General features: G+C 41.5%; 20 protein-coding genes. 18 read left to right on the top strand and 2 right to left on the bottom strand.

Translation table 11 applies throughout. The features are described from left to right. Positions 1–291: 291 nt before the first annotated feature. Together NC797_RS11205 and cls are read right to left on the bottom strand one after the other, a co-directional pair. Positions 292–474, bottom strand: a complete 183-nt coding sequence (locus NC797_RS11205) for a XapX domain-containing protein (RefSeq protein ID WP_272436870.1) — start codon at positions 472–474, stop codon at positions 292–294. A gap of 37 nt (positions 475–511) precedes the next feature. After that, on the bottom strand, positions 512–1,714 hold the full coding sequence (gene cls / locus NC797_RS11200; protein WP_272436869.1) for a cardiolipin synthase: 1,203 nt from the start codon (positions 1,712–1,714) through the stop codon (positions 512–514). Between the two features lie 281 nt (positions 1,715–1,995). Here cls and NC797_RS11195 point away from each other — a divergent pair, with 281 nt between their 5' ends. From NC797_RS11195 to NC797_RS11110, 18 genes are all read left to right on the top strand, one after another. After that, on the top strand, positions 1,996–4,131 hold the full coding sequence (locus NC797_RS11195) for a (Fe-S)-binding protein (RefSeq protein ID WP_272436868.1): 2,136 nt from the start codon (positions 1,996–1,998) through the stop codon (positions 4,129–4,131). Positions 4,132–4,378: 247 nt separating this feature from the next. After that, positions 4,379–5,569, top strand: coding sequence for an acetyl-CoA C-acetyltransferase (locus NC797_RS11190; RefSeq protein ID WP_272436867.1), 1,191 nt, complete (start codon positions 4,379–4,381; stop codon positions 5,567–5,569). Between the two features lie 147 nt (positions 5,570–5,716). Beyond that, positions 5,717–6,568, top strand: a complete 852-nt coding sequence (locus NC797_RS11185; RefSeq protein ID WP_272436866.1) for a 3-hydroxybutyryl-CoA dehydrogenase — start codon at positions 5,717–5,719, stop codon at positions 6,566–6,568. Positions 6,569–6,582: 14 nt separating this feature from the next. Beyond that, entirely contained in the window at positions 6,583–7,725 is a 1,143-nt protein-coding gene (locus tag NC797_RS11180) for an acyl-CoA dehydrogenase (RefSeq protein ID WP_272436865.1), read from the top strand. 21 nt (positions 7,726–7,746) lie between these two features. Next, entirely contained in the window at positions 7,747–8,889 is a 1,143-nt protein-coding gene (locus NC797_RS11175; protein ID WP_272436864.1) for an acyl-CoA dehydrogenase, read from the top strand. A 21-nt stretch (positions 8,890–8,910) separates the two neighbouring features. Then, positions 8,911–9,855, top strand: coding sequence for a methylmalonyl Co-A mutase-associated GTPase MeaB (meaB, locus tag NC797_RS11170; RefSeq protein ID WP_272436863.1), 945 nt, complete (start codon positions 8,911–8,913; stop codon positions 9,853–9,855). Continuing rightward, the gene (locus tag NC797_RS11165) at positions 9,856–10,485 is read left to right on the top strand and encodes a TetR/AcrR family transcriptional regulator (RefSeq protein WP_272436862.1); all 630 of its coding nucleotides are present in this window, start codon (positions 9,856–9,858) and stop codon (positions 10,483–10,485) included. Positions 10,486–10,503: 18 nt separating this feature from the next. Further along, positions 10,504–13,737 (top strand): fused isobutyryl-CoA mutase/GTPase IcmF, encoded by a 3,234-nt coding sequence (gene icmF / locus NC797_RS11160; protein ID WP_272436861.1) that lies wholly within the window; start codon positions 10,504–10,506, stop codon positions 13,735–13,737. Between the two features lie 181 nt (positions 13,738–13,918). Next, a complete protein-coding gene (locus NC797_RS11155; RefSeq protein WP_272436860.1) occupies positions 13,919–14,767 on the top strand; it encodes a C39 family peptidase in 849 nt (282 codons plus the stop codon). Between the two features lie 303 nt (positions 14,768–15,070). Then, positions 15,071–15,616 carry a DNA-directed RNA polymerase subunit delta gene (gene rpoE, locus NC797_RS11150; protein WP_272436859.1) on the top strand — a complete coding sequence of 182 codons (546 nt, stop codon included), beginning with the start codon at positions 15,071–15,073 and terminating at the stop codon, positions 15,614–15,616. 201 nt (positions 15,617–15,817) lie between these two features. Further along, positions 15,818–17,434, top strand: a complete 1,617-nt coding sequence (locus NC797_RS11145) for a CTP synthase (RefSeq protein ID WP_272436858.1) — start codon at positions 15,818–15,820, stop codon at positions 17,432–17,434. A 440-nt stretch (positions 17,435–17,874) separates the two neighbouring features. Beyond that, a complete protein-coding gene (locus NC797_RS11140) occupies positions 17,875–18,246 on the top strand; it encodes a response regulator (protein ID WP_272436857.1) in 372 nt (123 codons plus the stop codon). Between the two features lie 142 nt (positions 18,247–18,388). Then, positions 18,389–19,246, top strand: a complete 858-nt coding sequence (locus tag NC797_RS11135; protein WP_272436856.1) for a class II fructose-bisphosphate aldolase — start codon at positions 18,389–18,391, stop codon at positions 19,244–19,246. A gap of 129 nt (positions 19,247–19,375) precedes the next feature. Next, positions 19,376–20,017, top strand: a complete 642-nt coding sequence (fsa, locus tag NC797_RS11130; RefSeq protein WP_272436855.1) for a fructose-6-phosphate aldolase — start codon at positions 19,376–19,378, stop codon at positions 20,015–20,017. A gap of 94 nt (positions 20,018–20,111) precedes the next feature. Continuing rightward, positions 20,112–21,398: a UDP-N-acetylglucosamine 1-carboxyvinyltransferase gene (locus NC797_RS11125; protein ID WP_272436854.1), complete on the top strand. Its 1,287-nt coding sequence runs from the start codon at positions 20,112–20,114 to the stop codon at positions 21,396–21,398. A gap of 77 nt (positions 21,399–21,475) precedes the next feature. Next, positions 21,476–22,441, top strand: coding sequence for a class II fructose-bisphosphatase (gene glpX, locus NC797_RS11120; protein ID WP_272436853.1), 966 nt, complete (start codon positions 21,476–21,478; stop codon positions 22,439–22,441). 618 nt (positions 22,442–23,059) lie between these two features. Continuing rightward, on the top strand, positions 23,060–24,349 hold the full coding sequence (gene rho / locus NC797_RS11115; RefSeq protein ID WP_272436852.1) for a transcription termination factor Rho: 1,290 nt from the start codon (positions 23,060–23,062) through the stop codon (positions 24,347–24,349). A gap of 204 nt (positions 24,350–24,553) precedes the next feature. Then, entirely contained in the window at positions 24,554–24,799 is a 246-nt protein-coding gene (locus NC797_RS11110) for a type B 50S ribosomal protein L31 (RefSeq protein WP_272436851.1), read from the top strand. Positions 24,800–25,139 lie beyond the last annotated feature (340 nt).

The following is a 25,139-nucleotide window of genomic DNA, read 5'->3' as shown; positions in this document are numbered from 1 at the left end:
CACTAGCACGTCCTGTGCGTCGCAAGCAGGTCGAGGCGGCGCTGTTTTGAGTAACGGAGCGTATGCTTTTAATACGTGAGCAAAAGGAATGCTTCCCTGAATATACTTCGCACGCAGGAAAAGCGGGTTTCTTTTCCAAGGAACGGAAAAACAAGCCATTTAAGGAATACAGGCTAAGACCGCCACGTCCTGTGGCAACGCCTGCATGACCCACATCGTGTGGGCCCGAGATGCGACGCTTATCATTTGGTGACTTTTTGAACAACCTCGTATAGGTTAAAATAGTTCACGTTACCATGTAAAAATTCTACTAAGTACAGGGCTAACAAATTGAAACAGTTTGAATCCAGCATATATACCAACAATTCCTGCTACACCTGCCAAAGCAGGTGGCGCTGGGATCGGGAGTTTAATCCATGCAAAAATAAAACCAACTACTAGTCCAGTTAGTAAAGCTAATATAAGTTCCTTCACTGTAATTCCTCCTTAAAAACAATTCGTGAACACATTATTATAGCAAAGGTTTAATACATTTTGCGAGAACACCGCTAATTTTGGAAGAAAACGAACGTTTTTTTAAGCCATTCTCCGTTAATGGAATGCTAGCATTTCGATCCTGGATAAACGAGCTTCTTATTTCATGAATGAACGTATCGCTATCCGTGAAAACAGCACTTACTTCTTTATTCAGAAAAAGACTTCTTTGATCCAAATTAGCCGTTCCGATTTCGCAAAGCTCTTGATCCACAATCATCACTTTTGCATGATAAAAACCTTTGTCATATAAATAAACGTGTCCTCCAGCATTGGAAAGCTCCCGATAGTAGGGAATACTAGCAGGCTTAACAAATGGATGGTCCCCTTTTAACGGAGCGACTAGTGTAACCTCGACCCCACGCTTGATCGCTTGTACGAACGCTTCAAACAATCGTTGGGTTGGTATAAAATAAGGTGAAGCAAGTAAAATTTCAGAATGCGCTTGATTCACGCGATTAACGAGAATATCTTCAAGTTGGCCCGTCTCAGTAGCACTTAATTTTATATGGCTTGTTCCCTCATTGGTAGAACCGTTTTCATCTTTCGGAATCGAAGGGGTCCCCGACATATTTTCCTTCCAGTCATGTTGGAATAAGAACGCCAAGTCCTGAACAATTTCTCCAGTCAGTCGTAAATGATAATCTCTCCACGGACCGAAATAGGCATCCTTGCCGAGGTATTCCTTCCCAATATTAAAACCACCTACATAGCCGATCTTATGATCAACCACGGCAATTTTTCTATGGTTACGTCGGTTAAGTTTGTAAAAATAATAAGGAAATCGTGGTTTATCACTGAACATGACGTTAACGCCAGCGTCCCGAAGATCGTTTGCAATTTTTTTACGAACCTTCAGTCCACCAATGCGATCAATCAGTAATCGCACCTGTACTCCATTTTTTGCTCTTTCCTTTAGTAAATCAAATAATGTTTTGCTTACCTCATCATTTCGAACAATATAAAATTGGACATCAATTTTTTTTTGCGCTTCCATGATATCTTGAAAAAATTGATCAAATAACTTGTTTCCATCTGAAAAAAGGGAATAATCACCTTGCTTCCTACTAAAATCTAATGCGGAGATTGATTTTGTAGCGGCCTTTTTTCCAAGTCTAAAATCAAGCCAAAGTAATAAAATGAATAGAACGAGACTGCTAACAATAAATAAAATAGCCAAATATAACGTCTCCTCTCTTATAGCAATAGAAGTTCATTTTTTATCATTCCCAAATCAGGTAAAAAAGATAATGAAATAAATAGACAAAATGTGTTGACTGAATGCTCATTCATAATATAAAGTATAAGTAAGAGTACAAGAAGTCAATAAAGAGAAAAAGTACCGATCATCAATTGATGACTTTTCAAACATCCTCGAACTAATTGACAAAATTCTGAATTTTAGGCAGGATGTACACATAAGGCAGAAAAAGGGGTATACACGAACAGGGGGAGTTTCACATGAACAGCTGGCTATTTATCAATTGGCTCTTATTTTTAGCAGTCACTGTATACGGCTTATATTTGTTTGTCCGTGTTGTTCGGACGCGTATTGCCTACATCAAACTGGGGAAGAAAGTTGAGTTTGATGGAGAAATTAAGAAACGTTTCGAAAAGATTTGGATATATGTTTTTGGTCAGAAGAAACTGCTAAAGGATAAAAAATCGGGCGCCATCCACGTCATGATGTTTTACGGGTTTCTTTTAGTTCAATTTGGCGCGATTGACTTTATTGTAAAAGGTCTTTCACCTGGATCGAACTTACCACTAGGCCCTTTTTATCCAGGATTTACTTTTTTCCAGGAGCTTGTCACACTAACCATTTTAGTCGCGGTCGTATGGGCATTTTATCGTCGCTATATCGAAAAGCTTGTCCGTCTAAAACGAGGCTTTAAAGCTGGGCTTGTTTTACTCTTTATTGGAGCCTTAATGGTATCGGTGTTAGTTGGTAATGGCATGGCACTCATCTGGCATGGGGAGGAAGGTAGCTGGACAGAACCAATTGCAACCTTGATTGCAAACGCTTTCGCTTGGATGCCGCCAACAGCAGCTGCTGCAATCTTTTTTATAGCTTGGTGGATTCACTTACTTGTATTGTTAAGCTTTTTAGTATACGTACCACAGTCTAAGCACGCACACTTGTTGGCGGCGCCAGTAAACGTGTTCCTTAGCCGTGAAACACCACCAGGAAAATTATCTAAAATAGACTTTGAGATCGACGAAGCCGAAACAGATGCTGAAGAAGTTTCCTTTGGGGTTGGAAAAATAGAGGATTTCACACAACATCAAATGATTGACTTATATGCCTGCGTAGAGTGTGGGCGTTGCACGAATGTTTGCCCTGCTACAGGTACGGGCAAAATGCTGTCACCTATGGACTTGATCATCAAATTAAGGGATCATTTAACTGCCACAGGTGCTGCAGTAACAGGCCAGACACCATGGGTTCCGAGTTATGCTTTTGCCCATACAGAAGGAAATCGCTTGGCAAAGATGGCTGGGGGTTCAGCAGAGCAAGAAGTAGCTGCTGGCCTTGATACATTACAACAAACGAGTTTAATTGGTGATGTGATTACCGAAGAGGAACTCTGGGCATGTACGACCTGTCGTAACTGTGAGGATCAATGTCCAGTGATGAATGAACACGTCGACAAAATCATTGACTTACGTAGATACCTCGTCTTAACAGAAGGGAAAATGGATCCTGATGCGCAGCGTGCAATGATGAATATCGAACGTCAGGGAAATCCTTGGGGACTATCGAAAAAAGAACGCGTAAACTGGCGTGACCTTGACGATTCCGTCCACATTCCTACTGTAAAGGAATTGAAAAAAGAAGGAGAAACATTTGAATACCTTTTCTGGGTCAGCTCAATGGGTTCTTACGACAATAGAAGTCAGAAAATTGCATTGGCTTTTGCTAAACTGATGAATCAAGCTGGCATCAAATTTGCTATCTTAGGAAACAAAGAAATGAATTCCGGCGATACCGCACGCCGAATTGGAAATGAATTTTTATTCCAAGAGCTTGCCGAGAAAAACATAAAAGAATTTGAAAAGAACGATGTCAAAAAAATCGTTACGATCGATCCACATGCATATAATATTTTTAAGAATGAATATCCTGATTTTGGTTTTGAAGCAGAGGTTTATCATCATACCCAGCTCCTATTTGATTTGGTTAGTGAAGGAAGAATTAAGCCACAGTCTGCTATCAATGAAACACTAACGTATCACGATTCCTGTTATTTAGGTCGATACAATGGGGTGTATGATCCGCCAAGAGAAATATTAAAATCGATTCCAGGCCTTAAACTAGTAGAAATGGAACGAAGCGGTGAAAATGCAATGTGCTGTGGTGCAGGTGGAGGTCTAATGTGGACCGAAGAAAAAACCGGCAACAGGATTAATGTTGCTCGGACGGAACAGGCGATGGCGGTTAATCCGACGATGATTTCGAGTGCGTGTCCATTCTGTTTAACGATGTTAAGCGATGGAACGAAGGCAAAAGAGGTGGAGGAAGACATTAGCACGATGGATGTAGCGGAAATCTTAGCGTTATCTGTTTTTGAAGATAAAGAGGAAAAATCGGCATGATGGTAGAATAAGAGTATAATAGATTTTATACCTTCGTCTTTAGTGATTTCCAATCAGGTGGAGTCGAGATTCCATCTGATTCCCCGATGTTTCAGCTTGCTGAAACGAGTTCGCTCTTGCAAAGGGAGGGCCTCTATTTTAAGAAAAGAGAGCCCTTCTCTTTTGAATCTTTACCGAGCGAACGTTCAGTCACCTTTATGTAAGCGATGTCAAGTACTGTACTTTAATGAAAAGAGGAGGAATTTAAATGGGAAAAACAGTGATCGTTTCTGGAGCAAGAACGCCTTTTGGCAAACTAGGGGGAGCCATTAGCCCGTTAACGGCTGCACAATTAGGAGGAAGTGTGATCAAAGAAGCGCTGTCACGCGGTAACGTGGCGGCTGAGGTCGTTCATGAGGTTATTATCGGAACGGTGCTACAAGGAGGACAAGGACAACTTCCGTCACGTCAAGCTGCAAGAGAGGCGGGTATTCCGTGGGAAGTGAAAACCGAAACGATTAACAAAGTATGTGCGTCAGGTATGCGCAGTGTCACCCTTGGCGATCAACTCATTCGTCTTGGTGAGGAGGAAGTCATTGTGGCAGGTGGTATGGAAAGCATGAGCAATGCGCCTTACTTTTTGCCGAATGCGCGAACTGGATTTCGCATGGGAGATCAAACAGTAAAGGATATGATGATTCATGATGGGCTTACTTGTTCCTTCGAAGGCGTCCACATGGGTAATTACGGAAACGATACGGCAGAAGAATATGGCCTATCAAGAGAGGCACAGGATGAATGGGCATACCGTAGTCACCAGCGTGCCGTTCAAGCAAGGAAAGATGGAAAGTTTGCACAAGAAATTGTTCCAGTTGAAATCCCGCAGCGCAAAGGAAATCCAATCATCGTCGATCAAGACGAAGCCCCGCGAGAGGATACGACAGTTGAAAGACTTGCAAAATTGCGACCAGCATTTGATCCTAACGGGACAATCACCGCTGGAAACGCACCAGGAGTAAACGATGGAGCTTGTGCATTCGTGTTAATGTCGGATGAGAGAGCAAAAAGCGAGGGTAAAACGCCATTAGCTATTATCCATGCCCATGATGAGGTTGCAGTTGAGGCAAAAGATTTTCCGAAAACGCCAGGCATTGTCATCAATTCTTTACTTAAAAAGACTGGTAGAAAGATAGAGGAAATCGATCTGTTTGAAGTGAACGAGGCCTTTGCTGCTGTGTCCCTTGCAAGCGGAAAAATTGCTGGATTAGATCCAGAAAAGATGAACGTGAATGGTGGTGCTGTAGCACTAGGACATCCAATTGGCGCAAGCGGTGCGCGGATCATCCTAACGTTAATCTATGAACTAAAACGCCGTGGCGGTGGGCTTGGAATCGCCTCGATTTGTAGTGGCGGCGGCCAAGGGGATGCCGTATTGATCGAAGTACCAAAACAAAGTTGAGCATATTTGCAACGGGAGCTCTAAGCGTATTGCGACAAAAGCAGAGTATACCGCTGTAATAGTCGAGCGCCCACCGAAAGTCGAATGCAAACCACACTTCGAACGTATTTTCTAAAGCGCAGATCCACAAGTGAAAGGAGCATTAAGATGAGTATTAAAAAGGTAATGGTAATCGGCGCAGGCCAAATGGGAGCAGGAATTGCCCAAGTATGTGCCCAAGCTGGTTTTAACGTTTTGCTTTATGACGTCTCAGATAAAGCGTTAGAGAAAGGATTAGAAGGCATCAAACAAAGGTTAACAAGGGCGGTAGACAAACAACGGACCACAGAAGCGGATAAAGCCGCCACCCTTGAGAACCTCCAAGCTGCAGCAAGTATAAACGATGCTGCTGATCGAGATCTTGTAATAGAAGCAGCTGTTGAAAACATGGAAATAAAGTCAACATTATTTGCTCAATTAGACAAAATTGTTCCTACCCACGCCATTTTAGCAACAAACACCTCATCCTTGCCGATAACCGAGATAGCGGCGACAACGAATCGTCCAGAGCAAGTGATCGGGATGCACTTTATGAACCCTGTGCCAGTAATGAAGCTGGTTGAAATTATCCGTGGTCTTCAAACGAGCGACGAAACATTTAAAGCGATCGAATCGATGACAAAGGAATTAGCCAAAACACCAGTAGAAGTCAACGATTTTCCTGGTTTTGCAGCGAACCGAATTTTGATGCCAATGATTAACGAAGCGATTTTTGCCGTATATGAAGGGGTAGCAAGCCCTGAGGATATTGATACGGTAATGAAGCTAGGCATGAATCACCCAATGGGGCCACTCACACTAGCTGATTTTATTGGGCTGGATACCTGTCTTTACATTATGGAAGTTCTATACGAAGGCTTTGGAGATAGTAAGTATCGTCCATGTCCATTGCTGCGTAAGTACGTAAAAGCTGGCTGGTTAGGGAAGAAAACAGGTCGCGGATTTTATGTATATCAATAAAGGAGTCTAAGCCTATGAACCTATTATTTACAGACGAGCAAGAAATGATGCGAAAGATGGTTCGGGACTTTGCAGAAAAAGAAGTGGCCAAAGAAATTCCTCGTATGGAAAAAGAAGATCGCTTCCCAACTGAAGTTGTCAAAAAAATGGGAGAACTCGGCTTAATGGGGATTCCAATTTCCGAACAATACGGGGGAGCAGGAATGGACTACACATCCTACATCATAGCCCTCCATGAATTGTCAAAAGTAAGCGCAACAGTCGGGGTTATTTTGTCCGTCCATACTTCCGTAGGTACGAACCCGATTTTATATTTTGGGACAGAGGAGCAAAAGAATCACTACATTCCAAAGCTTGCTTCTGGAGAATACTTAGGTGCATTTGCCTTAACAGAACCAGGTGCAGGATCGGATGCGGCGAGTTTAAAAACACGGGCGAAAAAAGATGGCGATCGTTATATCCTAACTGGATCAAAGCTATTTATAACGAATGGTGGAGTAGCAGATACGTACATCGTATTCGCTCGGACAAGTGAAGAAAAGGGATCGAAGGGTGTTAGTGCCTTTATTATCGAAAAAAATACTCCGGGGCTTGTCGTAGGTAAAAAAGAAAAAAAGATGGGCTTGCACGGTTCCAATACAGTTCCACTCACCTTTGACCAATGTGCCATTCCCACATCACAATTACTAGGCAAAGAAGGAGACGGCTTTAAAATTGCGATGGCCAACCTGGATTTTGGGCGAATCGGAATTGCGGCCCAAGCACTAGGCATTGCCGAGGCAGCTTTAGAATATGCAGTAAGGTACGCAAAAGAACGGCACCAATTCGGTAAAGCAATTGCCAATCAGCAAGGAATATCTTTTAAGCTAGCAGACATAGCTACCGAGGTCGAGGCAGCAAAACTACTAACCTATCATGCTGCATCACTACGTGCGCGCGGTATTGCTTGTGGAAAAGAAACATCGATGGCAAAACTATATGCTTCAAAAGCAGCGATGAAGGCAGCCATTGAAGCAGTGCAAATTTATGGAGGCTATGGCTATACAGAGGACTATCCAGTTGAACGATTTTTTCGTGACGCCAAGATTACACAAATTTATGAAGGAACGAGCGAAATTCAACACATGGTCGTCGCGAAACATTTATTAAAGGAGTAGGAATTCAAGGAGGAATCGAGCGTGAATTTTAAACTTACAGATGAACAGAAAATGCTGCAAAAGGTAGTACGAGACTTTGCCAAAAAAGAGGTGGAGCCGACTGCTGCTGAGCGCGATGAAGAGGAGCGCTTTGACCGTGCTATTTTTGACAAAATGGCGGAACTTGGCCTAACAGGAATTCCGTGGCCAGAGGAATATGGAGGGATCGGAGCCGACTATGTAAGTTATGTCATTGCTATAGAAGAGCTTTCGCGTGTTTGTGCATCAACAGGGGTGACGTTGTCCGCACACCTGTCACTTGCAAGCTGGCCGATTTTTAAATATGGATCAGAGGAGCAAAAACAAACCTTCCTCACCCAATTGGCAACAGGTGAAAAACTTGGTGCCTATGCGCTATCTGAGCCTGGTGCGGGAAGTGATGTTTCATCGATGCGAACAACAGCAAAGCTTGATGGTGACCATTACGTACTTAACGGTAGTAAAGTATGGATTACAAATGGTGGGGTAGCAGACGTATATGTTGTTTTTGCAAAAACAGATCAAGATGCCAAGCATAAAGGAATTACCGCGTTTGTTGTAGAAAAAGGAACAGAAGGCTTTACGTTTGGGAAAAAGGAAAAGAAGTTAGGTATTCGTTCGTCCCCTACAACAGAATTGATTTTTGAGAATTGTAAAGTACCAGTCGCCAATCGATTAGGGGAAGAAGGAGAGGGCTTTAAAATTGCTATGACCACACTTGATGGTGGTCGCAACGGTATTGCTGCTCAAGCGCTTGGGATTGCCCAAGGCGCATTAGATGCAGCAGTTGACTATGCAAAGGAACGAGAGCAGTTCGGTAAGCCAATCGCACAAAACCAGGGCATTTCGTTTAAATTAGCAGATATGGCAACCGAAATAGAAGCATCGCGTTTGCTTACGTATCAAGCTGCATGGTTAGAGTCAGAGGGTCTCCCATACGGCAAAGCTTCTGCGATGTCAAAGCTTTTTGCAGGAGACACCGCTATGCGTGTAACTGTAGAAGCCGTTCAAGTTTTTGGTGGTTATGGATATACGAAAGACTACCCAGTTGAACGCTATATGAGAGATGCGAAAATAACACAGATTTATGAAGGAACAAACGAAATTCAGCGGCTCGTCATTGGCCGGATGTTAACGAAGGAATAGCGAACAAAGGATGAATGGAACATGCACCCATTAGCCGAACGAATTCAAAACAAAGATATACGAGCACTTGCAAAAGCCATTACCATGGTAGAAAATGATCATCCTGAGAAATTGGAGTTACTTAGTGATGTTTTTTCGATAAAAAATAATGCACACTATATCGGGATCACAGGGTCACCTGGTGCAGGAAAAAGCTCTCTCGTTAATCGGTTAATCACACACGTTCGGAACAAAGGCCTGACGATTGCCGTAATTGCTGTTGATCCAACGAGTCCATTCAGTGGTGGTGCATTGCTTGGCGACCGCGTCCGGATGAACCAACACTTCACCGATCCTGGTGTTTACATTCGAAGTATGGCAACAAGAGGTAGTCTTGGTGGTCTGGCTCGAGCGACAAAGGATGCAATCCGAATTTGTGATGCATACGGGTTTGATGTCGTCTTAGTCGAGACGGTTGGTGTAGGTCAATCCGAGCTAGACATTATGAAGGTGGTCGACACAACAGCACTTGTATTGACACCAAATAGTGGGGATGTCCTTCAAGTGTTTAAAGCAGGTATTATGGAAATTGCCGACATTTTTATCATTAACAAGGCAGATCTACCTGGCGTGGAAAAACTTAAAATCTTATTAAAGGATTTTATGATGATTACGAAAAAAGAAGAAGGCCATATTCCACCAATCGTAACGACGATTTCCACCGATAATGTGGGAGTGGAAGAGATGTGGGATCACCTCAAGGAACACCACACGTATTTGTACAATACAGACCAAGGTGATCAAAAACGCCAAGAGCAGTTCAAGCTGGAAGTACAAGAATTAATTCGGGAGGAAATGTGGCGAGATGTAGCCCGATTTCTAGATGGGTTTGAAAAGGAGTATACGATCGATCAGGTAAAGTACAAGGATCCATATTTACTTGCTGCAAATTGGTATGAAAAATGGAAACAGGAAGGAGACAAATAAATGCCAAATAAAAAAGTAGCTTCTTCCGTCAAAGACCAGGAACTCATTCAATTACGGCGTGACCAAATGATTAAAGGTGCTGTCACCTTATTTATAGAAAAAGGATTTCACCGAACGACAACAAGAGAAATTGCGAAGGCATCAGGCTTCAGCATTGGAACCTTATACGAATATATTCGAACGAAGGAGGACGTCCTTTTTTTAGTAGTAGACTCCATCTATATGCGAGTAAAGGAACGGATGGAAGCACTATTTGATACAGAGACAGCAAGCATCAGTAGCTTAGTGGATGCTGTTCGAAGTTATTTTCAATTGGTGGACGACATGCAGGATGAGGTGATGGTGATGTATCAAGAAGTTAAATCATTGCCAAAGGATGCAAAAGAGTATGTCCTCCAAAAAGAAAAAGGGATGGTTGCCATGCTAGAGCGTGTGATAGCGAATAGCCTCCCATACACACTAAGCAAGGAAGACGTGTCACTCCTGGCCAACAACATATTTGTGCAAGGACAAATGTGGAGTTTCCGGAGATGGATGCTCCAAAAGGAATTTACACTAGATACGTATATCGATCGACAGGTTCATTACTTTTTAAAGAGCGTTCAAGAAGTTGGGAATTTGCAAGCGTAATTGATTGGAGGGAAGAAAATGGAGGAAATAGAACAATACAAGCCAACACATCCAGTTCGGTTTGTGACTGCATCTAGTCTGTTTGATGGACACGATGCGTCGATTAATATTATGAGAAGAATTTTACAAGCAAGTGGAGCAGAAGTTGTTCATCTTGGACACAATCGTTCCGTCGATGAAATAGTGAACGCAGCCATTCAAGAAGATGCCCAGGGGATTGCGATTTCTTCCTATCAGGGGGGGCATGTCGAGTACTTCAAATATATGATCGATTTATTGAAAGAAAAAGGAGCATCCCATATCCGTGTATACGGTGGGGGTGGGGGTGTTATTATCCCGAAAGAAATACGAGAACTCCACGAATATGGCGTAGCTCGGATCTTTTCGCCGGAAGATGGTCGTTCGTTCGGGCTTCAAGGTATGATTAACCAAATGCTGAAGGACTGTGACTATTTACCACCATTTCAACCAGATGCAGATATAGAAAAAGTAAAGCAGGGACAGCCACAAGCGATCGCCCGTATGATAAGCTATGTTGAAAATAGCAAGGAAGATGAGTCGGCATTGAGTGCTTTACCTTCCACTCAAGCAAAAAAAACGATACCAGTTCTCGGGATCACAGGAACAGGTGGTGCAGGGAAAAGTTCCCTTACAGATGAGCTGATTCGCAGGTTCATTAATGAGATCCCTGACAAAAAAGTCGCAATATTATCTGTAGATCCAACGAAAAAGAAAACAGGTGGAGCCCTTCTAGGGGATCGAATACGGATGAATGCTATCTTTTCGGATCGTGTCTATATGCGTTCTTTAGCAACGAGAGATTCTCGAAGTGAGCTTTCCAAATCGATTCAAGAAGCGATCCAAGTTGTTAAACTTGCAGGGTATGATTTTATTATTATTGAAACAAGTGGAATCGGCCAAGGAGATGCGGCGATTACCGATATTTGTGATTTGTCGATGTATGTGATGACAGCCGAATTCGGGGCCCCGTCACAGCTCGAAAAGATTGATATGATCGATTTTGCCGATTTTATCGTCATTAATAAATTTGAGCAGAAAGGCTCTGAGGATGCAATGAATCAAGTTCGAAAGCAATACGAACGGAGTCATATGCTTTTCCATCAAGATCAAACAAATTTTCCAGTGTATGGAACAATTGCAAGCCAGTTTAACGATGCCGGAACGAATGCTTTATTTGCCGCCTTAGTCGATAAGTTGAACGAGGGATATGGATGGCAAGAAACGACACCATTTAATCGCTCGGCCCAGGTCGAGAAACAAAATGTGATCATTCCAAATGAAAGGCGCCACTATTTAAGAGATATCGCCAGTTATGTTCGTAACTATCACAAAAAAGCGGAAGAACAAGGGGAAGTGGCACGTAAACTTTATCAACTACAAGGAACATTGGAAACGGTTGAGCACGAGGAAGCGAAAACCGAATTAGCAAAATATGTTGCTCAATATGAAGACCAATTAGATCAAGAACCGAAACAGCTACTACAAAAATGGGATGAGACGAAAGAAGCGTATAACAAGGACGAACTGACCTTTAAAGTGCGCGACAAAGAGATCACAATGGACATTAAAACAGAAAGCCTTTCTGGTCTTAAAATACCTAAGGTGGCATTCCCTTCCTACCATGATTGGGGGGATCGGTTAGTTTGGTTGCTAAAGGAAAATGTCCCAGGCGCATTTCCGTTTACAGCAGGCGTTTTTCCGTTTAAGAGGAAAGGCGAGGATCCAACCCGTCAGTTTGCAGGAGAGGGGACACCAGAGCGAACCAATCGCCGCTTTCATTATTTATCAAAAGGGGATGCTGCCAAAAGACTCAGTACTGCTTTTGACTCTGTCACCCTTTACGGGGAAGACCCTGACGAACGCCCTGATATTTACGGGAAGGTCGGAGAAAGTGGTGTGAGCATTTGCACATTGGATGACATGAAAAAGCTATACGATGGCTTTGATTTAACAGATCCATTAACTTCTGTCTCCATGACCATTAACGGACCTGCACCAATTATTTTAGCGATGTATTTTAATACGGCCATTGACCAGCAAATTGAAAAATTCAAGCAAGAAAAGAACAGAGAACCGAACGATGATGAACAACAAGAGATAAAAAACAAAACCATTGCTGTTGTAAGAGGAACGGTTCAAGCGGATATTTTAAAAGAGGATCAAGGTCAAAATACATGTATTTTCTCAACCGAATTCGCTCTTAGAATGATGGGCGACATCCAACAGTACTTTATTGATCACAATGTGCGCAACTATTATTCTGTATCGATTTCTGGCTATCACATTGCAGAAGCGGGTGCTAATCCAATCACTCAGCTTGCCTTTACACTAGCGAATGGGTTTACCTACGTTGAATATTATTTAAGTAGGGGAATGGATATTAATAAATTTGCACCAAATCTATCTTTCTTCTTTTCGAACGGACTCGATCCTGAATATACGGTTATTGGGCGGGTTGCACGAAGGATTTGGGCAATCGTCATGCGCAATAAATACGGTGCAAATGAACGCAGCCAAAAACTGAAATACCACATTCAAACATCCGGAAGGTCGTTACACGCTCAAGAAATTGATTTTAATGATATTCGCACGACGTTACAGGCATTGATTGCCATTCAAGATAACTGTAATTCCCTACACACGAACTCGTATGATGAAGCGATTACGACACCGACAGAGGAATCGGTAAGACGCGCAATGGCCATTCAGATGATCATTAACAAGGAATTCGGTTTAACAAAAAATGAAAACTCACTACAAGGATCTTATATTGTCGAACAATTAACCGATATGGTCGAAGAAGCGGTTTTACAAGAATTCGAGCAAATGAATGATCGTGGTGGTGTATTAGGTGCAATGGAACGTCAATATCAACGTGGCAAAATCCAAGAAGAATCTTTATATTATGAAGGAAAAAAACATTCTGGGGAGCTACCGATCGTTGGCGTGAATACGTACTTGAACCCAAATCCGCCATCCAGTGATCAAATTGATTCAATGGAGATTGCCAGGGCGTCTAAGGATGAAAAGGAACACCAAATTACCGAGCTTCGTAAGTTCCAGAAAGCCAATGCAAATCAAGCAGAAATTGCGCTGAAACGTCTAAAAGAAGTTGCTGCATCGGGTGGAAACATTTTTGCGGAATTGATCGAAACGGTGAAGGTTGCCAGTCTAGGACAAATCACAAATGCACTTTATGAAGTTGGCGGTCAATACCGCCGAAATATGTAAAGAGTCATAAAAACGGTATCAGCAAAGTATGGATAAAAAAGAGTGCCTCTACTTAGCTGATGCCTTTTTGTGTGATTTTACATTTTTTTGTATTAAAAACCTACTAAACTACTATATTATATGACATAATAGGTATACATTGTAAAAAGATTGTAATATTTTTAATCTTAGGGGGATTCGAATGGGGATACGAAACCAACTATTAGGAATGACGTTTCTATTTGCGGTCGCAGGTTGTAGTTCGATTGAAACCGAGACAAACGCCGATCAAAAGGAAACGAAACAAGAAGACCCACCCTCTGTGGTAACCAAACAGGAAGAAGAAAAGGGTCCGCCAACAGATTCATATGTAAAAACGGATAATTCATTTGAGGGAATAGGGTACATAATGGAGAGGGAACGAGAATCAAAGGAAAAGAAACAACAAGAAACAACAGATCTAATTGATGCACCGCTAATTGCCCAAATGCCAGAATTACCACGAGGCTGCGAGGTGGCGACACTGGCAATGATGCTAGGGCAAGCAAGGATAGAAGTGAGTAAGATGACATTAGCAGAGGAAGTAAGAAAAGATCCAACCCCTTATTCTAAGAAAAACGGGCAGGTATATTTCGGAAATCCAAATACGGGCTTTGTTGGGAATATGTACACGTTTGATAAGCCAGGATATGGTGTTTATAATGGGCCAATAGCTGATTTAGCAAGAGAATATTTAGGAGAGCGCGTCATAAACTTATCCGGAAATAATTTCGATGCTGTGTTAAATCAGGTCGATAAAGGAAAGCCGGTTTGGGTTGTGAACACAAGTTTGTTCAAGCGTCTCCCTGAAAGTTACTGGAGAACATGGAACACGCCAACAGGTAAAGTTAAAATCACTTACAAAATGCATTCCGTTTTAATTACTGGATACGATGAAGATTATATTTATTTTAACGATGCATTAGCCAATCAAAAAAATCGAAAGTCTTCTAGAAATAACTTTGTCGCAGGCTGGGAACAATTTGGCAAACAAGCAGTGAGTTATAATTAGGGTTTTAGGCCCCCACCTCTAAGCGAAGCGTAGGTCGAGTTCGCTTTGACTAAGATCGCATGATCATTCAAGTATAGAATGTATGGTGCGATCTTTTTTGGTTATGCTTATATGGTTACTCATTTTTTCATTAACTTACTCTTGTATTGCAATTTAGTATTGGTAACAATATAATGTATTGGAGGATTTACAAATTAAATCTAATTCGCCGTATTTTCAACACACATTTAAAGGCTTCACATCAACAATCAACATATGAATATACATATAATCATTATTTTTACATAAAGGGAGTGCTAGACCGTGGGCTTGAAAAAGTATAACCAGGTTCAAACTGAAGAAATGTCTATGATAGAATTGGCTAAAGTAATCCTTTCAGAAGAAAAAAAAGCGATAAATTTCCAGGATATTTATGACCAAATCTCTACGATTAAAAATTACACCAAAGAACAAAGAGATCACTATATTGCACAGTTTTATACAGATTTAAATATCAACGGGCAGTTCATGACAGTTGGCTCTAATTTGTGGGGACTCAAACGCTGGTACCCAGTTGAACAATTTGAAGAAGAAATCACAGCAGCCCCTAAAAAGAAGAAGAAGAAAAAGGCTGCCGCCAAACGCAAGAAAAAAGAACCTGTTTATGAGGAATCCTTGGATGAAGACCTTGAGCTAGAGGATGACATTCTAGATGTGGATGATGACTTTGACGATCTTGATGAGATAGATGACGACTTCGAAACAGATGACGATACCTCAAAAGAGGAAGAATATGGCGATGACGATGATGACATCGATGATAGCGCCGATGAGAATGATGATGTAGACGATGATGATGATGAGGAATAAATAGGGTTGACTTTATCGGTGGATATCAGTAATATTTTATTTGGGCTCCATAAACGTGATGACATGAAATATAGCGCTCCCCTAACGAACGGGGGGCGCTTTTCTTGTTTTCAGGTGATTCAGACAAGCAATCGAACAGGATAAAAAGGATACAATTTAAAGATAAACAACGGGAATGAAACATAGAAAGAGGGATGAAGTGTGACAAAATATATTTTTGTAACAGGTGGAGTCGTTTCTTCACTTGGAAAAGGAATTACAGCAGCCTCCTTAGGAAGACTACTTAAAAATCGAGGGCTAAGCGTTACAATTCAGAAATTCGATCCATATATTAATGTTGATCCAGGGACAATGAGCCCCTACCAGCATGGGGAAGTATTTGTAACAGAAGACGGTGCAGAAACAGACTTAGATCTAGGCCATTATGAACGCTTTATCGATATTAACTTGAATCAGTACAGCAATGTAACAACAGGTAAAATCTATTCGACCGTTATCAAAAAAGAACGCCGCGGTGATTACTTGGGTGGTACAGTTCAAGTCATCCCACACATAACGAACGAAATTAAGGACAAGGTATTTCGTGCTGGTCAGCAAACAAATGCTGATGTGGTGATCACCGAAATCGGTGGTACAGTCGGAGACATCGAATCCTTACCTTTTTTGGAAGCAATCCGCCAAATAAAAAGTGATATTGGAAAAGATAATGTTATGTATATTCATTGTACACTCGTTCCTTATTTAAAAGCAGCTGGGGAGTTAAAAACAAAACCTACCCAACACAGTGTAAAGGAACTACGATCGCTAGGAATCCAACCTGATGTGATCGTTTTACGAACAGAAATGGCGTTAAGCCAAGACATGAAGGAAAAGATTGCCTTGTTTTGTGATATTGATGAAAAATCTGTCATTGAAGCAAGAGATGCTGAAACACTTTATGATGTTCCACTATCGTTACAGGAACAAAACCTAGATCAGATTACGTGTGATCATTTAGGATTAGATTGTCAGCCGGCTGACATGACAGAATGGAAGCAGCTCATTGATAAAGTGTTAAACCTGTCTAAAACCGTCACAATTGGACTAGTTGGAAAATATGTAGAACTTCCAGATGCCTACATTTCAGTGGTTGAAGCATTAAAGCATGCCGGATATGATTTTAATGCAGATGCGTGTGTTCGTTGGATCAATGCAGAAGAAGTAACCCCTGAAAATATGGAAGAGCAGCTTGACGGTGTTGACGGGGTACTAATCCCGGGCGGCTTTGGTGACCGGGGTATTGAAGGTAAAATAGAAGCAATTCGATTTGCAAGAGAAAATAAAATTCCTTTGCTCGGCATTTGCTTGGGCATGCAGCTTGCGACTGTTGAATTTGCACGTAATGTTATTGGTTTAAAAGGGGCGCATTCAGCTGAAATCGACCCATCCACACCATATCCAATTATCGATTTGCTTCCAGAACAAAAAGATATTTCTGATTTGGGTGGTACGCTAAGACTAGGTGTATATCCATGTCGTTTAAAAGAAGGCACGAAAGCAAGGGCAGCATACAATGATGAGGATGTCATTTATGAACGTCACCGTCATCGCTATGAATTTAATAATCAATTCCGAGATCAGTTTGAACAAAGTGGATTTGTTTTTTCTGGAACTAGTCCAGATGGTAGGCTGGTGGAAACAATCGAATTAAAAGATCACCCATGGTTCGTTGCATCCCAGTACCATCCTGAATTTAAATCTCGACCAACTAGATCACAGCGCCTGTTTCACGGATTTATTGGCGCAGCTGTAGAAAATCGCGAAAAAAACAAAAACTAAAATTTTAGTAAAAAATCCTTGTCCAACTTTTTAGGCAAGGATTTTTCTCTTTTTTCCTGTCTGATTTCGTGTAGTTAGTTGATCCAATGAAAAAGCAGGAATATTGTAGATGTGTATCGAATTGGTATAGGGTCTATCATAACAATCTTAGTGTGGATGCGCATATGCTGTCTTATAGTGCGTGTTCAAAAAGTCAACAAATTAGAAGCAAGCAGGTCGAGGCGGCGCTGTTTTGAGTAACGGAGCGAAAGCTTGTTGCTTCGAAAGCATTACCTCGCACGAAGAAAAAGCGTTCTTCTTTTTCTAAGGATATGCTTTTAATACGTGAGTAACGGAAAAACAAGCCAACGAAGAGATGCGCCGCTTATCATTTGGTGACTTTTTGAACATCCTCTTATGGTTTTCTTTACATATACATAGTTTAGGAAGGATTGAACATAATGAAAAAAAAGGTAATGATTGTCGATGATCAACCCGGAATTCGCTTACTTTTAGAAGAAGTGCTGAAAAATGAAGGCTATGAGATTATTACCGCTGAAAATGGGAAGCAAGCATTGGACAAAGTGCTTACAACAGAACCACCCGATCTTATTATTATCGACTATAAGTTGCCGATTATGGATGGCTCAACAGTAATAAAAGAACTAGATGCACGAGGGATCAAAACTTCTGTTATTATTATGAGTGGTCTTGCAGAAGAAGCGATAAGAGAGAAGGATAATTTTGATATGGTGAAAGACGTATTTGCGAAGCCATTCAATATTGAAGACGCTCGTGAAACAATAAAAAAAATCGTCGAAGCATCTGATTGATCTAAGTTGAAAAAAATAGATAAATAGCTCTGCCCTATTTCTTGTATTGTTGCACCTTTCCATCGTACTTGGTATTCTTATATTGAAGTGCGATCATTAGAATTGTTATGTGAATGGAATCATAAAAGGAGGAATTATAGTAATGCCACTTGTCTCAATGAAGGAAATGCTTGAAGATGCCAAAGCAAATAGCTATGCGGTAGGTCAATTTAATTTAAACAACTTGGAGTATGCCCAAGCTATTTTACAGGCTGCTGAAGAAGAAAAGTCCCCAGTTATCCTTGGTGTATCAGAAGGTGCTGGTAAATACATGGGTGGATTTCGTGTCGTTGTAGCCATGGTGAAAGCTTTAATGGAAGAATACGGTACAACCGTGCCAGTAGCCATCCATCTTGACCATGGCTCAAGTTTTGAGGCATGCGCAAAAGCGATCCAAGCAGGATTTACTTCTGTTATGATTGATGCATCGCACGGTCCATTTGAAGAAAATATTGCGATTACTTCTAAAGTGGTAGAATTAGCACATATCCATGGAATATCCGTTGAAGCAGAATTAGGTACAGTTGGTGGTCAAGAGGATGACGTCATTGCAGATGGTGTCATTTACGCAGATCCAAAAGAATGTCAGGAACTTGTTGAGCGTACAGGTATCGACTGCCTTGCACCAGCACTAGGATCTGTTCATGGACCATACAAAGGTGAACCGAATCTTGGGTTTAAAGAAATGGAAGAGATCGGCGCAGCGAGTGGTGTACCACTTGTCTTGCATGGTGGTACAGGCATACCAACAAAAGATATAAAACGTGCCATTTCTTATGGGACATCAAAAGTGAACGTAAATACAGATAACCAGATTTCCCAAGCAAGAAGAGTTCGCGAAGTATTAAACGAAAAACCAGATCTTTATGATCCAAGAAAGTATCTTGGGCCAGGTAGAGAAGCAATTAAAGAAACCGTTATAGGGAAAATGCGTGAGTTTGGTTCCTCCAATCAAGCGTAATGAGAAGAAAGGAAGCTGCTAAATTCGGCAGTTTCCTTTTCCACAATCAGAATCGGTGTTGCACTAAAGGATACATAGGAAGCACCCGATTATTAGGTATGACGTTCTATAATACGAGGAGGTATTCCAATGAAATTTTTCGTTGATACAGCAAATATTGATGACATCCGTGAGGCAAACGCTTTAGGTATTTTAGCAGGGGTAACAACAAACCCAAGCCTTGTTGCAAAAGAGGGCGTATCTTTCCATGATCGGCTCAGAGAAATTACCGCAGAAGTTTCGGGGTCAGTGAGTGCAGAGGTCATCGCCGAAGATGCAGAAGGAATGATTGAAGAAGGAAAGGAACTGGCTGCCATTGCTCCAAACATTACCGTAAAGGTTCCAATGACACTTGAAGGACTAAAAGCAGTCAAAGCGTTTAGTGATCTTAATATTAAAACAAACGTTACACTCATTTTTAACCCAAACCAAGCACTACTTGCTGCAAGAGCTGGGGCAACCTATGTATCTCCATTTTTAGGTCGCCTTGACGATATCGGTCATAATGGATTGGAATTAGTTGGGACTATTTCTGAGCTTTTCGACCGCCATGGTATTGATACACAAATAATTGCAGCATCCATTCGACACCCGCTTCACGTCACAGAAGCTGCATTAAATGGTGCGCATATTGCAACAGTACCATTTAATATACTAGGACAACTCGTTAAACACCCCTTAACAGATCAAGGTATTGAGAAATTCCTAGCAGATTGGAATAATCGCAAATAAGAGCAAAATTTATTCGTATTGTTTTGGTAAAATTGTGCAAACTAAGCCCACACTCAAAAATATGTGAACAATCTCTAAAAGCGAGGAGTTCCTTATGCAAAAAATACTAGTTGAAGGTGGCAATCCTTTAAATGGACAAGTAAGAATTAGCGGTGCAAAAAATAGTGCAGTAGCGCTATTGCCTGCTGCCATTTTAGCTGACTCAACCGTAACAATTGAAGGGCTGCCTAGAATCTCAGACGTTGGAATATTAGGAAACCTATTAGAAGAAATCGGTGGTACAGTGACATGGGATGATCAAACGATCCATATTGACCCATCAAAAATGACGGCTATGCCACTTCCAAATGGAAAAGTAAAAAAACTTCGTGCCTCCTATTATTTCATGGGGGCTATGCTGGGGCGTTTTAAAAAAGCTGTGATTGGTCTACCAGGGGGCTGTCATCTTGGACCACGCCCGATCGATCAGCACATAAAAGGCTTTGAGGCATTAGGTGCACAAGTGACAAATGAGCAGGGGGCAATCTACCTCCGTGCCAACGAATTAAGAGGTGCTCGTATTTATTTAGACGTTGTTAGTGTAGGAGCTACGATCAACATTATGCTAGCAGCCGTTAAGGCAAAAGGAAAGACGATTATCGAAAATGCGGCAAAGGAACCAGAAATTATCGATGTCGCTACAATACTTACGAGTATGGGAGCAAAGATCAAAGGTGCTGGTACAGATGTAATTCGGATTGAGGGATGCGAAACATTGTCAGGCTGTACACACACGATTATTCCAGACCGAATTGAAGCAGGAACCTATACCATCATGGCTGCTGCTCAAGGCGAAGAAGTGCTAATTGATAATGTTATTCCCCAGCACTTGGAGTCTGTTCTGGCAAAACTTCGAGAAATGGGAATCTCGATTGAAGAGGGTGATGAGCAATTATTAATTCGCCCTAGAAAAAACATAAAAAGTGTTGATATCAAAACACTCGTACATCCTGGTTTTCCAACAGATCTACAGCAGCCGTTTACATCATTGTTAACACGAGCAACCGGTACGGGAGTCGTAACAGACACGATTTACCAAGCTCGTTTTAAACACATCGATGAACTGAGACGCATGAACGCCAAAATAAAGGTTGAAGGTGGCTCAGCCATTGTTTCAGGTCCTGTTCAGCTGGAAGGTGCAAAGGTAAAGGCAAGCGATCTCCGGGCTGGTGCAGCGTTAATCATTGCCGGCCTAATGGCAGATGGAATTACGGAAGTTACTGGTATAGAGCACATTGAACGCGGATATGAACATATAACAGACAAGCTGACAAGTATGGGAGCAAAAATTTGGCGTGAAGAAATGTCACGAGAAGAAGTAGAGCAATTTCAGAATTCTTAAAGAGGTTATAGTAAGGAATGGACGTATTTTAAAGGCTTCCATGGAGATGGGGGAATAATTTACGGGGAGGAATGACCATGGAAAGAAGCTTATCAATGGAATTAGTTCGAGTGACCGAGGCGGCAGCATTGTCTTCCGCACGATGGATGGGGAGAGGAAAGAAGGAAGAAGCAGATGATGCCGCAACTAGCGCAATGCGCGCTGTATTCGATACGATTCCGATGAAAGGAACTGTTGTAATCGGAGAAGGGGAAATGGATGAGGCTCCGATGCTATATATCGGGGAAAGGCTTGGCAACGGATACGGACCTAGAGTGGATGTGGCAGTTGATCCCCTAGAAGGAACCAACATTGTTGCACAAGGTACATGGAATGCATTGGCAGTAATTGCAATTGCGGATCACGGTCGCTTATTGCATGCACCCGACATGTACATGGATAAGATTGCTGTTGGGCCAGAAGCAGTTGGAAAGATCGATATTAATGCCTCTGTTACCGACAATTTGCGAGCAGTAGCAAAAGCGAAAAATAAAGACATTGAAGATTTAGTCGCCGTTGTGCTGAATCGGAAACGCCATGAAAAGATGATTGATGAAATTCGGGAAGCAGGAGCGCGTATTAAACTGATTTCTGATGGAGATGTCGCCGCAGCCATTAACACTGCTTTTGACGACACTGGAGTAGACATCATGTTTGGTATTGGTGGTGCCCCTGAGGGTGTTTTAGCAGCAGTTGCACTAAAATGTCTTGGTGGTGAAATCCAAGGGAAATTGATGCCGTCTAATGATGAAGAAAAATTACGCTGTGAAAAAATGGGCATTGATGATATGAACCGTGTCCTTTACATGGAAGATTTCTGTGGTGGCGACGACGCAATCTTTGCCGCAACAGGTGTAACAGATGGTGAACTATTAAAAGGCGTTCAGTTTAAAGGGACAAAAGCAACCACACAAACAGTCATTATGCGTGCGAAAAGTGGTACAGTACGCTTTATCGATGGCGAACACAGCTTGAAAAAGAAGCCAAACCTAGTCATAAAGTAAACTTTCTTGATAGGTCCGTTTACCCAAACCATAACAGTGGAGAAAGGGAGCCAACTAGTAGTGGGCTTCCTTTTCCATTTTCCTATGAAGAAGGATGTGCTCACTCCCACAAATACATGAGTGAAGAGTGTGTTCACTTCAAAAAATGGAGAGACAACGCACAAGTATTCATACGAAATTTGCATTTTTTTTATTAATATTTAAATAAATCTTGAATAATCCAAGTTAAAAAGGTAATATTGTGTTTAGTTGATGCTGAAATGAGTTCGCTATGGTGATGTTTAAAGAGAAAAAAATTTGGTAACCCTAATTGTGAAAACATAAAACTTCTATTCTATCGTTTTTGTGCCTTCTTTGTTTCTTGGAATGGGTATTTTTCCAACATTTATGCTTGCTAAGATGAATAAAACCCCTGTATCACCGTTAGAACAAATAGAAAACCCCTATCCAAAAGTACTTCAATTCAAACTCGCGATCAAAACCGTTAATGGAATAAAAAGAACGATCACGCGTTACAGTAGTATGTTATTCTCTTAAAGATAAACACGAAGGCATTAAGATGGCCGAGTTTTTTAAAATAAACAAACGACTAAAAAAATTAATAGGTGTGGTGATTTTGTGGCTGAACTAACAATTTCTCAATTAGAGACACTAACTTTAAAGGAACTCTATGCGAGAGCCAGAGAATACAAGGTTTCGTATTATGCGAAATTGACAAAGAGAGAGCTTATTTTTGCTATTTTAAAAGCACAAGCTGAAAAAGACGGTTTTTTGTTCATGGATGGCATTTTAGAAATTATTCAGTCAGAAGGATTTGGATTCCTCCGACCGATCAACTATTCTCCAAGTGCAGAGGACATTTATATTTCTGCATCTCAGATTCGACGTTTTGACTTGCGGAATGGAGACAAGGTTTCTGGTAAGGTACGTCCGCCAAAAGAGAATGAACGATATTACGGTCTGTTGCACGTCGACGCAGTAAATGGAGAAGATCCAGAAATTGCTAAGGAACGTGTGCATTATCCTGCCCTAACCCCGTTATACCCAGACCGCATCATGCAACTGGAAACAGAATCAAAAAAAGTGTCAACCAGAATTATTGACTTAATGACACCGGTAGGCTTTGGACAGCGTGGACTAATTGTTGCACCGCCTAAAGCAGGTAAAACGATGCTCCTGAAACAAATAGCGAATAGTATCTCGACAAATCATCCAGATACAAAACTGATCATTTTACTAGTGGACGAGCGTCCAGAAGAAGTAACCGACATTGAGCGTTCTGTCAATTCGAATGTGGACGTTGTCAGTTCCACCTTTGATGAGGTTCCAGAAAACCATATTAAAGTAGCAGAGCTTGTTTTAGAACGCGCGATGCGACTAGTGGAACACAAAAAAGATGTTGTCATTTTAATGGATAGTATTACGAGATTAGCACGGGCCTATAACCTCGTTATTCCTCCGAGTGGGCGGACGCTTTCAGGTGGTATCGATCCTGCAGCATTTCACCGACCAAAGCGATTTTTTGGTGCAGCTCGGAACATCGAGGAGGGCGGAAGCTTCACTATTTTAGCAACTGCACTCGTCGAAACTGGTTCACGAATGGACGAAGTAATTTATGAGGAATTCAAAGGCACTGGAAACATGGAGCTTCACTTGGATAGAAGCCTTGCCCAACGCCGAATTTTCCCTGCAATCGACATATTGAAGTCTGGTACACGTAAGGAAGAGCTTCTATTAGAGAAATCACATCTAGACAAAGTATGGGCAATCCGTAAGACGATGCAGGATTCACCAGACTTTCTTGAGCGTTTTTTACGCAAAATAAAGGCTTCTAAAAATAACGAAGAATTCTTCCAAAGTATTGAAGAAGAAATGAAGCGAAAAGGGATGAATCGAAGGGGCTCCTAATCGCTGCATGATCCGTTATCCAGACACGAAACGTAAATCGGTTAAATCAATACTTGCAATCAAAAAATGGCACTGTTATAATCATTTTATGTGATTCAAGGTTTAACATGCATCGAACTGACTAGTAAAAAGATGTGTTACTCGCATTTTTTGCACAATTAACTCTGTTTCTATGGGATTCAGGGCATAAAGGAGTGGAAAGACATGAAGGAAGGACTTCATCCTAAGTACCAAAAAGTTGTATTTTTAGATACAAGTACTGATTACAAGTTCTTAAGTGGTTCAACACAAAGCTCAAATGATACAATCGAATGGGAAGATGGGAACTCATACCCGTTAATCCGTGTTGAAATCAGTTCAGCTTCACACCCATTTTATACTGGGAAACAAAAAGCTGATAAAGCTGGTGGCCGTGTAGATCGCTTTAAGAAAAAATATAATCTTGGATAAAGAAACGAATCAATTTAATTCCATAAGTATGAAGAAACAGGCAAAATGTCTAACACTTGCCTGTTTTTTATGCCCTTATAGTGCGTGTTCAAAAAGTCGGCAAATTAGAAGGTCGACTAATGTCGCCACGTCCTGTGGCAACGTCGACACTAGCACGTCCTGTGCGTCGCAAGCAGGTCAAGGCGGCGTAGTTTTGAGTAGCGCAGCGAAAGCTTGTTGCTTCGAAAGCATTACCTCGCACGAAGAAAAAGTGTTCTTCTTTTTCTGAGGATATGCTTTTAATACGTGAGCAAAAGGAATGCTTCCCTGAATATACTTCGCACGCAGGAAAAGCGGGTTT

The sequence above is a fragment of the Terrihalobacillus insolitus genome, from assembly GCF_028416575.1.
Classification (GTDB): domain Bacteria; phylum Bacillota; class Bacilli; order Bacillales; family Amphibacillaceae; genus Terrihalobacillus; species Terrihalobacillus insolitus.
This window is presented reverse-complemented; position numbering and strand designations above follow the sequence as displayed.